Consider the following 12,690-nt stretch of genomic DNA (forward strand, 5'->3'; position numbering starts at 1 on the left):
TTTGTTCGTTTCAGCGGTCGGGATTCTGCAAAAACAGGTTGGTTTCGCTTTCCCGGAAACCGATCAGGTAGAGAATCGCATCCAGCCCCAGGGTGGAGATGGAGTGCCGGGCGGACTCCTTCACCAGCGGCTTGGCCCGGAACGCCACGCCCAGGCCAGCCTGGCTGAGCATGGGCAGGTCGTTGGCACCATCACCCACGGCAATCACCTGCTCCCGGGAGATATGCTCCTTACCGGCAATCTCCAGCAGCAACTCGGCCTTGCGCTTGCCATCGACAATCTGGCCCTTTACCTGGCCGGTCACCTTGCCGTCGACAATCTCCAGCTCGTTGGCATAGATATAATCGATGCCCAGCTTCTGCTGCAGGTGGCGGGCAAAGTAGGTGAAGCCGCCAGACAGAATAGCCGTACGATAGCCCAGCGCCTTCAGGCTGCGGATCAGGTGCTCGGCGCCCTCGGTCATACGCAGGCGGTTAGCGATACCCTCCAGAACGGATTCATCGAGGCCTTTCAGCAGCGCCAGGCGCTCGGCAAAGCTCTGGCTGAAATCCAGCTCGCCATGCATGGCCCGCTCGGTGATTTCGGCCACCTGCTCGCCGACACCGGCTTCATGGGCCAGCTCGTCGATCACTTCCGCCTCGATCAGGGTGGAGTCCATATCAAACACCACCAGGCGGCGATTACGCCGGAAGATGGAATCTTCCTGGAAGGCGATATCCACATTCATCTCGCCGGCAATGTGCAGGAAATCCGCCCGCAGCTGTTCCAGGTCTGACGGCGTGCCGCGCACCGAAAACTCCACACAGGCAATCCGGTTGTCGCTCGGATTGAGCGAAGGCCGGGCCGACAGCCGGGTAATGTTATCGATGTTCAGGCCATGGCGGGCGGTAATCGCCGACACCCGGGCAATCTGTTCTGCCTTGATGTCACGGGACAGAAGGGTGACGATGTAACAGGCACGGTTACGGCCTTCCGCCCAGGCCTGGTATTCCTCGACGGTAATCGGCGCAAAGCGCACCTGCAGGTCCAGCGAGTGCAGGCGGAACAGCAGGTCCCGGATGACCGGAGACGACTTGGACTCGTCCGGAATTTCGATCAGGATGCCCCAGGTCAGGTGATCGTGGATCACCGCCTGGCCGATATCCAGGATGCGCACATCATACTGGCCCATGATGCCGGTAATTTCCGACGTCAGCCCGGGCTTGTCGCGCCCGGATACGTTTACCAGTACCAGCTCACTCACTGTCTGTGCTCTCCCCTTCCTGTTCCTGTGCTTCTTCCTGCGCCCGGGAGGCAGACGGAATCACATCAATGCCATCTACCCGCTGCAAGCCTCTCGGCAACTTGTGGCCACGACGCCCACGCTCACCGAGGTAATGTTCCAGGTCGCCGAATTTCAGCCCCAGCTTGCGCTTGCCGGCCTTCACTTCCACCTGGTCTTCTTCGCCGAACACGGCGACCGCAACCACATACTCTTCGCGGCTCTGTACCCGGGCCGAGGGAATACTGATGATCTTGTTACCCTTACCCTTGGCCAGTTCCGGCAGCTCTGTGAGCGGGAACACCAGCATCCGGCCCTCGTTGGAAACCGCCGCGAGATACAGGGTGGACGCGGTTTCCGGGATTACGACCGGAGGCATGATCCGCGCCCCCTTCGGCACCGAAACCACCGCCTTGCCGGCGCGGTTCTTGCTGACCATGTCGTTCAGTGACGTCACAAAGCCGTAGCCGCCATCGGTCACCAGCAGCGCCTTACGTTCAGGATTACCCATCAGCAAGCCGGAGAAGGTGGCGCCGGACGGCGGGTTGATGCGGCCGGTCAAAGGCTCACCCTGCCCCCGGGCAGAGGGCAGACTATGAGCCATCAGGGCATAGGCCCGGCCGGTGGAGTCCAGGAAGATGGCATGCTGGTTGTTGCGGCCCCGGGCAGCCAGGGCAAAGCGGTCGCCAGACTTGTAGCTGAGGCCTGCCGGATCGATATCATGGCCCTTGGCGGCCCGCACCCAGCCTTTGTCAGACAGCACAACGGTAACCGGGTCGTTAGATACCAGGTCGGTTTCACTGAAGGCCCGGGCCTCTTCCCGCTCAACGATCGGTGAACGGCGATCATCACCGAAGGTTTCGGCATCCTGCTTCAGCTCGGTCTTGATCAGTTCCCGCAAACGGTCTTCCGAGCCCAGAATGGACTGCAGCTCGTCGCGCTCGGCGGCCAGCTCGTCCTGTTCGCCACGGATCTTCATTTCCTCGAGCTTGGCCAGGTGGCGCAGTTTCAGCTCGAGGATGGCTTCGGCCTGGTCCGCCGACAGCCCGAAACGGGCCATCAACTCGGCCTTGGGCTTGTCTTCGGTACGGATAATCTCGATCACTTCATCGATATTCAGATAGGCGATCAGCAAGCCTTCCAGAATGTGCAGGCGCGCCAGGACCTTATCCAGGCGATGCTGCAGGCGGCGGGTGACGGTGGTTTTCCGGAACGCCAGCCACTCGGTCAGCATGGTACGCAGGCCTTTCACCCCGGGGCGGCCGTCATTGCCGATCACATTGATGTTCACCCGGTAGGTTTTCTCAAGGTCTGTGCTGGCAAACAGGTGGGCCATCAGGCCGTCCAGGTCTACCCGGTTGGAACGCGGTACAATCACCAGGCGGGTGGGATTTTCGTGGTCTGACTCGTCCCGAAGGTCTGCCACCATGGGCAGCTTCTTGGTTTGCATCTGCTGGGCAATCTGCTCCAGCACCCGGTTACCGGAAACCTGGTGCGGCAGGTCGGTAATGACGACCTCTCCGCTCTCGCGAACCCAGCGGGCGCGCATGCGCAACGAACCGCGGCCGGTTTCGTACATTTGCCGCAGGTCTTTGCGCGGGGTAATGATTTCAGCACGGGTCGGGAAATCCGGGCCCTTGATGTGTTCACACAGCTGGTCAACGGTGGCATCCGGCTCATCCAGCAGGCGGATACAGGCAGCTGCCACTTCCCGCACGTTGTGGGGCGGAATGTCGGTCGCCATACCCACGGCAATGCCGGTAGTACCGTTCAGAAGCACATGGGGCAGGCGTGCCGGCAGTACCGAAGGTTCTTCCATGGTGCCGTCAAAGTTAGGCGTCCAGTCCACGGTGCCCTGCCCCAGCTCTCCCAGCAGCACATCAGCGAAGGGCGCCAGGCGGGATTCGGTATAACGCATGGCAGCAAAGGACTTGGGATCGTCCGGGGAACCCCAGTTACCCTGGCCGTCTACCAGCGGATAGCGGTAGGAAAACGGCTGGGCCATCAGCACCATGGCTTCATAACAGGCGCTGTCGCCATGGGGATGGAACTTACCCAACACGTCACCCACGGTACGGGCGGACTTCTTGTACTTGGAGGTGGACTTCAGTCCCAGCTCCGACATGGCATATACAATCCGGCGCTGTACCGGCTTGAGCCCGTCACCCACGTTGGGCAATGCCCGGTCGAGGATGACGTACATGGAATAGTCCAGATAGGCCTTCTCGGTATAATCCCTGAGGGAGACCCGCTCGAAACCTTCATCCGTTGTCTGAAACTCTGGCATAGATGCCTCTTTGCCTTAACTGCCTGTTTTGAAATGTGGTTGTGGTGCTAACCTCTGTGCCCGCCGTGTGCTTCGGGCAATGTCGGCACATTATATGGACGCCAGCCCGGATACACCAATTTCCAATAGCGGAATTCCCGCATGGAGAGTCTGTAAGGTGCGCCGTATTCTCGCCACAGTGAGTAGAAAGCCGTCTTATCTTTAACCAAGCGGAAACCTATGAAACCCAATCTGAAAGCCTGCGGGCATGCCATGGTCACGGCCCTGGTCAACGCCGTTCTGGCGGTTGTCCTGATGCTACTGGTGGAGTTTGCTATCAGTGGCACGTTCCAGGTACCCGAGCCCTATTTATGGGCGGGTTTCGTTATCTGGATCGTGGTTTTTTCGGGACAGTTCTGGCGGCAGCGGTATTTGTGCCGGTCTGCAGAACACACAGGAAGCGCCCAGGAAAGCTGAGCGGCGCTCAGGAAAGGAAATAGCTGAAAAAGGCGGCCCGGGGTTATTCCCGGGGCGCCTTTTTTCGTACTTACTGACGAATACCTTCTACAGAAATCTCGATTTTCACTGTCTCTGAGGCCTTGCCCAGGTCCATCGGAATACCGAAGTCTTTCAGTTTCAGCTCGGTTTCAGCCTCGAAACCCATGCGGTAACCGCCCCAGGGATCCTGGCCGTGGCCCAGCAGCTCGGTATCCAGGGTCACTTCACGGGTTACGCCGCGCAGGGTCAGGTCGCCGATAATGTCTGCCTCGCCTTCTTCATCCAGCACTACGCGCTTGCTCTTGAAGGTGGCTTCCGGGAACTCACCCACGTGCAGGAAGTCTTCGCTGCGCAGGTGCTTGTCCCGCTCGGCGTGGTTGGAGTCGACGCTGGAGGTATCGATGGTTACAGATACCGAGCTGTTCTCCGGGTTTTCCGCGTCGTAGGTGAACTCGCCATCGAAGTCGTTAAAGCGGCCATACAGCCAGCTGTAACCCAGGTGAGAAATCTTGAAGGTAACGAACTGGTGCGCACCCTGGGTATCAAACGCGTAGGTGCCGCTGTGATCATCCGCCTGGACGGTGCCGGCAACGGCCAGTGACAATGCAGATGCCAAGAAAATCTTTTTCATGGTGTTCTCCTGTTACACAGTTTATTTGAGCAATTTCTACAACATTCCGGCAATCAGGCGCGGCCTGACATCCGGCGTAAGGTTTCATCCCGGTCTATAAAGTGGTGTTTCAGGGCGCCAAGGGCGTGTAGTCCCGCCAGGCCGACCAGTGCCCAGGTACTCCAGTAGTGAACGGCACCCGCAGTGTCTTCCATACCCTTCACCCGACCGGTCAGCGACGGCACGTCAAACAAGCCGAAGACACTGATCGACGAACCGTCTGCCGTGGTAATCAGGTAGCCACTGCCCATCGCGACAAACATCAGCACGTACAGCAGGCTGTGGGCCACATGGGCCGAGACGACTTCCCAGCGCTTGTGGCTGGCCAGGGGCCTGGGGCTGGTGTTTACAAGCCGCCACAGCAACCGGAACACCACCACCGCAAACAGTATCAGCCCGATGCTCCGGTGCAGGTCCGGCCCTTTTCGATACCATTCATCATAGTAGGACAGATCCACCATCCAGAATCCCAGGGCGAACAGCCCAACCACGACAGCCGCTACCAGCCAGTGCAGGACAACGGCCAGCCAGCCATAGTGATGTTCAGAATTCTTTAGCGACATGCCAATGCCCCTCCCGGGCTGAAATCGAGTTCGCAATCTTTAAGCGCTAGTCTAGAGAGCCTCCGACAGTGAACCAACCAGAATGTTTTGCAGGCCAGCATCAGAATTTCTGATCAAGAATCCACAGAGGTTGACATCCACCACTTTTGGCGTATGCGGTTCTACGGATTGTCGAAATTCATGTCGGATATAAAATTTACTCATACTTTAAATCCGCCCCGTCGCGGGGCCTCAGTGACCGAGAGGAAACGACATGGAACTCGACTTCGACGAATCCGTAGTAGTACCCAGCAACAACTGATTTCTGGAAAACCCGGCCAAGGCCGGGTTTTCTTTTTACAACCCATACACAGTGGCAATGACTGCCACCGTCGTCAGCCCCACCAAAAGATTCATTGGCAACCCCACTTTCACAAAGTCGGAAAAGCGGTAACCTCCGGGCCCGAAAACCATCATATTGGTCTGATACCCCAAGGGCGTGGCAAAGCTGGCAGAGGCGGCCATCATCACGGCAATCACGAAAGGCTCTGCCGGAACGCCCATGCTGTTGGTCATCGATAGCACAACCGGAATGACCAACACTGCGGCTGCATTATTGGTGATCACTTCCGTCAGAAACGAAACCGCGCAGTAGACCAGAAACAGCGTCAGCAAAGCCTGACCTGTACTGAGCGCCAGAATGCCCTCGGCCATAAACGTGGCCGCTCCCGTTTCTTCCAGTGCTGCTCCGAGTGCAAAGGACGCGGCAATGGTCAGCATAACCGGCACATCCACCGACTTCTGGGCCTGGCCCACCGAGCAGCAACCTAAAAGTATCATCATTGCAGCCCCCAGCAGGGCCGCATTGAGCATACTCAGCACTCCGCAAGCCGCCAGCCCCACAAAAACCAGCAGGATACCCCAGGATAACCACGCCCGGTCATGCCGTGGCGTTTCGGTTTCCAGGTCATTAATCAACAGGAAATCCTTGTTGTAGCGCTGGCGACTGACAAACGCCGGGCGCGCCTCCAGCAGCAACACGTCCCCGGGCTTCAGCCGGATATTGCCGAGGTTGCCGGACACCCGTTCGCCACCCCGGGCAACCGCCAGCACCACTGCACCGTAACGGTCCCGGAACCTTGCGTCCCGGATGGTCAGCCCCAGCACGTCAGATTGGGGAGACAGCGCGGCCTCAACCAACCTCCGCTCCGCACGGTCCTTACTGAGGCTGGGCTCATCATCGTGCACCGACGGCACGATGCCATTGATGCGTAGCAGGTCAGAAATCGCCTGGGTGTCACCGGCAAACACAAGCCGGTCGCCGCCACGCAGCCGTTCCTCGGAGGGTACCGCCGTAACCAGGCTACCGTCCCGCTCGATCTCCACCAGGTACAGGCGCTCCAGCTCCCGCAATCCGGCTTCACCCACGGTTTTCCCGACCAGTGGGCCGCCGGGGGACACCGCCACCTCCAGGGTGAACTCCCTCATGGAGCCAAACTTTTGCTGGTCTTTACGGTCTGGCAACACCCGTGGCATCACCAGCAACATCACCGCCAGCCCGATGATGGCCACCGGCAGGCCAACAACGCTGATCGAGAAGATCGAGAATCCGGCTTCACCTGTCAGCTGCTGGTACTGCCCGTTGACCACCAGATTGGTACTGGTGCCGATCAGCGTCAGGGTGCCCCCCAGAATGGCCGAGTAACTTAACGGAATCATTAGCTTGGAGGGTGCGATGCCGATCTTCCGTGACCAGGCATGAACGGCGGGGATCATGGTGGCAACCACCGGCGTGTTGTTCAGGAAACCGCTCAACAAGGCGACGGGCAGCGCAATACGGGCCTGGGCGGAACGGACGGATTTGGGGCTGCGCAGGAGGTGGTTCACCAACAGATCAACGCCGCCGGAATGATGAATACCCGCCGCTACCACAAACATGGCGACAACAGTAATCAGACCACTATTGCTGAACCCGGCCAGTGCCTGGTCAGCCGAGATAATGCCGCTGGCACTGAGCACCACCAAGGCCGCCATCATCACCATGTGCGGTGCAAAGCGGCCGGAACTCATCAATAACAGGGCCGCCAGCGCAAGCCCCAGGGAAAACCATCCTTGCCAGTCCATAACTCGGTCTTTTCCGGTTCAAAAACTGGCAGGATAGCGAGGCAGACAAATTCTGAGAAAGAATAACTATCGATTTTTATAGTTTATTAAGGAATATCAAACCGCAACGTCTGCCATATTGCCGTAGGCTTCCAGCCAGGCCCGGCGGTCCGAGGCGCGCTTCTTGCCCAGCAGCATGTCCATACGCTCGTCGGTGTCATCACCGTCTTCCAGGGTCAGCATCACCAGGCGGCGGGTATCCGGGGCCATGGTGGTTTCCCGCAACTGAAGCGGGTTCATCTCACCCAGGCCCTTGAAGCGCGTTACCTGAAGCTTGCCCCGGCGCTTCTCGGCTTCCAGCCGGTCAATAATGCCCTGCTTCTCGTGCTCGTCCAGGGCATAGAAGGTTTCCTTACCCAGATCCACCCGGTACAACGGCGGCATGGCGACAAACACATGGCCGGCGGATACCAGCGGCCGGAAGTGCTTCACAAACAGCGCACACAGCAGGGTCGCGATGTGCAGGCCGTCGGAGTCGGCATCGGCCAGGATGCATACTTTGTTGTATCGCAGGCCGGCCAGGTCGTCAGAACCGGGGTCTACCCCGATGGCAACGGCAATGTCGTGAACTTCCTGAGACGCGAGGATTTCACCGGAATCCACCTCCCAGGTATTCAGAATCTTACCCCGTAGCGGCATGACCGCCTGGAACTCCCGGTCCCGGGCCTGCTTGGCAGAACCACCGGCCGAGTCCCCTTCCACCAGGAACAGCTCCGAGCGGTTGGTGTCCGAGCCGGAACAGTCGGCCAGCTTGCCGGGCAGCGCCGGGCCGGAGGTGACTTTCTTACGGGCTACTTTCTTGCTGGCCCGCAGACGGCGCTGGGCATTGCTGATAAACAGCTCGGCCAGTACCTCGGCGATGTCGGTATGCTGGTTCAGCCACAGGCTGAAGGCATCCTTGACCACGCCAGACACGAACGCCGCGGCTTCGCGGGACGACAAACGCTCCTTGGTCTGGCCGGAGAACTGGGGTTCCTGCATCTTGAACGAGAGCACATAGGCCACCCGCTCCCAGATATCTTCCGGTGACAGCTTAACGCCCCGGGGCAGCAAGCTGCGGAACTCGCAGAATTCCCGCATGGCTTCGAGCAGGCCGGTACGCAGGCCGTTTACGTGGGTGCCGCCCTGGGCGGTAGGAATCAGGTTTACGTAGCTTTCCATCACCGCGTCGCCGCCTTCCGGCAACCACTGGATGGCCCAGTCTACGGCTTCTTTGTTACCGGAGAAGCTGCCGGTAAACGGTTCCAGCGGGACCGCTTCGATATCCGCCAGCGCCGTGCGCAGATAATCCCGCAGGCCGTCCTCGTAGAACCACTCGTCTTTTTCGCCGGTCTTTTCCTGCAGGAAGGTCACCCGAAGGCCCGGGCACAGTACGGCCTTGGCGCGCAGGTTATGGCGCAGGCGGCTGACCGAGAAATTGGGACTGTCGAAGTATTTCGGATCCGGCGTGAACTTCAGGCGGGTACCGGTGTTGCGCTTGCCAACAGTGTCGACCACTTCCAGCTCGGAAGCCTTATCGCCGTTGGCGAAGGTCATCCGGTGCAGCTGGCCGTCACGCTTGATCAGCACTTCCAGGTGGGTGGACAGGGCATTCACAACCGAGACACCCACACCGTGCAAACCACCGGAGAAGTTGTAGTTACCTTCAGAGAACTTGCCGCCGGCGTGCAGGCGGGTCAGGATCAGTTCGACCCCGGGCACGCCCTGTTCTTTGTGAATATCGACGGGCATCCCCCGGCCGTCGTCTTCCACGCTCAGGGAATTGTCACTGTGAAGAACTACGTCGATTCTGCGGGCATGCCCGGCCAGTGCCTCATCCACACTGTTGTCGATCACTTCCTGAGCCAGGTGGTTGGGCCTTGAGGTGTCGGTGTACATGCCCGGGCGCTTGCGCACCGGGTCCAGGCCACTGAGGACTTCAATAGCGTCGGCGTTATATTGTTGCTGGCTCATAGGGACGGCATGACTCCGCAATTGGTCGTGAAAGCTGAGCCATAGCTTAGGGATTCACGCTGAAAGATCAACGGTTGTTTTGTGCCGGTGCCGGACCGCGTCACTTTCCAGCGGTTTTGACGATGGGCTGAGGCGTAAGGCCAGACACTTCCAGCCTTTGCCAGTGGTCGCCCTTCACCGCCAGCACCACACAAGGTGAAGTAATCACCTGCGCCACCATCATATCCGGTGCCGGTGAATTCACCTGCATGGCCAGTTTCAGTACCGGCTCCTGCCACTGGAAATCCTGCAGGCCGACACTGTAGCCGGCCGTAGGTTTCTGCCCCAGAGTCACGATAATGAGCTGCTCTGACGCCAGGTCCACCTGCCGGATTACGCCGGTGGCCATATTCTGGCCACTGACACCCAACAGCTTCTCCAGCGCTTCCGGCGAGCTGACCGGCGCCACACCGGGACCGGTCAGGCCGCAATGGGCCGACTGGGTAACCTGCCGCACCTGCGGCGCAGGCTGGGCTTCCTTGGGGGCATTGGCACTACAGGCCGCCAGCAGCGTGGCAGCGAGTACTGCGGTTGCAGGTTTAAGGGGAAATCGGTTCATTGCGTCATCCTGATTCGATTGTCGGCCGGGCCGGTTTGTGTCTCCGGAGTCCTCAGCTGATACCCCTGAAAACCGGGCCGGGGCAGTATATCCGGTGAAGCCGCAGAAATCGTGGGCCGGGAGAAACCGGTGGTCAGGCGGATATCCGAGAGGCTTTGGCCTTCCTCGATGGTAATCACCTCCCGCAAGCCGGTAATCGGATATTCGGCGCAGGCCTCGCCCGGCTGGCAGATGATTCCGTCACCATCCAGGTCACTGCCAGCTACAAGATAGTAGTCTCCCGGGCGCACCTCGCGAAGCTGCTGCGGCTCTTCGCCATCGTCGTTCTCGAAGCGGAACGAATAGACGCCGTTTTCCGCATCCAGGGTCACCTGGGACTCGGCCATATACAGGTTATCTTCATTGGGCTCGGTGTTAACCAGCAGCACAAAGTGCCGGCCGGCGTTTCGGGCCTGTTCGTCGCTGACCAGCTGGCCGATGACCGGGATGGACAGCGGATCTGCACTGGCACCATCTACCTGGTAGTTCACCACGATAGAGCCCCGGGCCGGTTCATCCGGCGTGAGCTGGTCTTTGAGCAACGTTACCTGCAGTGCGCATGGCGGCGCGGACTGGCACCCGGTGACGTCTATCCAGGCCGGCATATCACCCAGCGACAGGTTGGAAACATTACCATCGCCGAAAACGCTGAGCTCTACCGATACGCTCTGCTCGCCCTCGTTGCTGAGTGACACCAGGGCCGGCGATGCCGAAAGAATGGTATCCGCAAAGCCGGTACCAGCCGCAGAAACTGCCCGGGCAGCATCCAGTACACCCCAGCCCAGGGTGTCATTCCGGCGTGCCTGGCCGTCCGTCATCTGACCGCCCTGAAGCCAAACGCGCACCTTGTCATAGTTCATGGCCGGGTCACGGGCCTTCATCAGCGCCAGCACGCCCGCCACATGGGGCGAGGCCATAGACGTACCCTGCAGCCCCCGGTAACCCGCAATCGAAATATCTCCGTCCCGCTCACCACTAGTACTCCAGACCACGTCACCGGCACCGTCGAGGTTGCCATCGCGGCTGGCATCACCACCGGGGGCTGCCAGGTCAATCCAGCTGCCAAAATTGGAGTAGCCAGCCAGCTGGCCTCCGCCGTCCACGGCACTGACAGCGAGCACGTTAGGAGATGCGGCCGGATAGGACAAAGTTGACGTAGCTGCGTTACCTGCAGCGGCCACGAAAACCATTCCCTTGTCGACTCCCCTGGCAATCGCGTCTTCCAGGTCTTGAATTCTGGGCAAACCGCCCAGGCTCATATTGACCACATCTGCATAGGGCCGGCCATCGCTCCCGGCCACCAGCCAGTTGATGGCGGCAATCAGGTCTGCAGATGAGCCTGTACCCCCCTCACCCAGCACCCGCACCGGAACCAGCCCCGCTCCGTAAGCTACCCCGCCACTGCCGGCATCATTCACCACGGCTGCAACCGTGCCGGCTACGTGGGTACCATGGAACACATCGCCGCCAACGCTGCTGCCAGGGTCTTCCGGATCATTGTCACCATCAACGAAGTCCTTCGTGTTTGCCAAGACATTCGCGTTCAGATCCGGATGCCAGTTACCAGATGGCAGCACACGCAACAAACCGCTATCCAGCACCGCCACGTTCACACCAGTGCCACCGCCGGGCGCCAGCTGCCAGGCCGCAGGCCCGTTGATCAGGTCATAATGCCACTGCCGGGTGTACAGCGGTTCAGACACCGGCGTACCGGTTTGCTGGCTGGAAACCACGTAGTTAGGCGTAGCCGACAGCACACCGGGCGTCGCCCGCAACTCCCGGATCCAGTTCAGTGTATCGTCGGCCACTGGCCCGGCCTGTGCACTGCGAACCCGGTTGCCGGGCATGGTCATCAGCCATTTACCCGCTCCCAGGCCACGAGCCTTTTCAGCGGCAGGTGTCGCCATGGCAGCTCGGACAGTGTCATCGTCGGCCAGGGCAACAACGGCTTCGCCTTCAATAAAGCGATAGCGGGGCCAGTCAAACGCCATCCCTTCGGCGCCAAAAGCGACTGACTTGGCCAGTATGTAGCGGGCGGGCGCATTCCCGGCGTTGCGCACCGTTACGCGGTATTCCGTGCTATCGCCGGCTGTGAGGGTATAACGGGCCGGGCCAGCGTTGACAGAGGCTGGCAGCGGGCCGGCACCTTCAACCTGCAACTCGAGCTCCGGGTCAGCCAGGCAGCTGCCAAAACTTTCCAGAACGAGGGTCTCCCCCGCCGCCAGGGGCACCGAGTACTCGTCCACCGCATCCTCGGCATAGGCGAAAGGCTGGCACTGGGCAGAGGCGGAAGGATAGGTCCCTGCCGCTCCGCTGACATAGCCGGCCAGCACAAAGCTGGCAGGCAGAGCCTGTATGCCGGTTGCAGCTTGTGCGCCCTCAAGCCCCAGCTGGTCCATCGTATCCTGGTCAACCCGGCTGTTGGCTTCAATACTGATCACGCCGGACAGCGGCGAAGGCGGCAAAGCAGGCACCGACGAACTGGAGCCTCCGCCACCACAGCCGGCCAACACCGCCATCCCTGACACCAGAACCATAGATCGACTTAGATATTTCACGGGGCATGTTTTCCGTTATCAACAGGTTTACCGGTTATACGGCCAATCTTCCCTGACCGACCTTTACAGGCATATTGCACCAGCCTGATCGTAAAAAAACCCGCGAGAGCAGAGCTTCGCGGGTTTTGTTTATGCTACTGCG

Annotated in this window: 9 protein-coding genes; 1 reads left to right on the top strand and 8 read right to left on the bottom strand. The window is 59.9% G+C overall.

What is annotated here, in order from left to right; genetic code table 11:
- Window positions 1-10: 10 nt before the first annotated feature.
- Both serB and parC read right to left on the bottom strand, forming a co-directional pair.
- Window positions 11-1,243: a phosphoserine phosphatase SerB gene (gene serB / locus LWH94_RS06450; protein WP_232901606.1), complete on the bottom strand. Its 1,233-nt coding sequence runs from the start codon at window positions 1,241-1,243 to the stop codon at window positions 11-13.
- Window positions 1,236-3,548, bottom strand: a complete 2,313-nt coding sequence (parC, locus tag LWH94_RS06455) for a DNA topoisomerase IV subunit A (RefSeq protein WP_232901607.1) — start codon at window positions 3,546-3,548, stop codon at window positions 1,236-1,238. The genes serB and parC overlap by 8 nt, the downstream gene beginning before the upstream one ends.
- A 219-nt stretch (window positions 3,549-3,767) precedes the next feature.
- On the opposite strand from parC, the gene LWH94_RS06460 reads away from it, so the two are divergent.
- Window positions 3,768-4,004, top strand: a complete 237-nt coding sequence (locus tag LWH94_RS06460; protein WP_058341355.1) for a hypothetical protein — start codon at window positions 3,768-3,770, stop codon at window positions 4,002-4,004.
- A 70-nt stretch (window positions 4,005-4,074) separates the two neighbouring features.
- Here LWH94_RS06460 and LWH94_RS06465 read toward each other — a convergent pair whose 3' ends face one another.
- The 6 genes from LWH94_RS06465 to LWH94_RS06490 all read right to left on the bottom strand — a co-directional run bounded on the left by LWH94_RS06465 (window position 4,075) and on the right by LWH94_RS06490 (window position 12,509).
- Entirely contained in the window at window positions 4,075-4,656 is a 582-nt protein-coding gene (locus tag LWH94_RS06465) for a YceI family protein (protein ID WP_022989955.1), read from the bottom strand.
- Window positions 4,657-4,709: 53 nt separating this feature from the next.
- The gene (locus tag LWH94_RS06470; RefSeq protein ID WP_232901608.1) at window positions 4,710-5,258 is read right to left on the bottom strand and encodes a cytochrome b; all 549 of its coding nucleotides are present in this window, start codon (window positions 5,256-5,258) and stop codon (window positions 4,710-4,712) included.
- A 336-nt stretch (window positions 5,259-5,594) separates the two neighbouring features.
- Complete coding sequence (locus LWH94_RS06475; protein ID WP_232901609.1) at window positions 5,595-7,361, bottom strand: SLC13 family permease; 1,767 nt, start codon at window positions 7,359-7,361, stop codon at window positions 5,595-5,597.
- 96 nt (window positions 7,362-7,457) lie between these two features.
- A complete protein-coding gene (gene parE / locus LWH94_RS06480) occupies window positions 7,458-9,353 on the bottom strand; it encodes a DNA topoisomerase IV subunit B (protein ID WP_199458021.1) in 1,896 nt (631 codons plus the stop codon).
- 100 nt (window positions 9,354-9,453) lie between these two features.
- Window positions 9,454-9,951, bottom strand: a complete 498-nt coding sequence (locus LWH94_RS06485; protein ID WP_022989959.1) for a protease complex subunit PrcB family protein — start codon at window positions 9,949-9,951, stop codon at window positions 9,454-9,456.
- Window positions 9,948-12,509: a S8 family serine peptidase gene (locus LWH94_RS06490; RefSeq protein ID WP_232901610.1), complete on the bottom strand. Its 2,562-nt coding sequence runs from the start codon at window positions 12,507-12,509 to the stop codon at window positions 9,948-9,950. Before LWH94_RS06490 ends, LWH94_RS06485 begins: the two co-directional genes overlap by 4 nt.
- Window positions 12,510-12,690 lie beyond the last annotated feature (181 nt).

The organism is Marinobacter sp. G11 (assembly GCF_021282325.1).
Taxonomy (GTDB): domain Bacteria; phylum Pseudomonadota; class Gammaproteobacteria; order Pseudomonadales; family Oleiphilaceae; genus Marinobacter; species Marinobacter vinifirmus.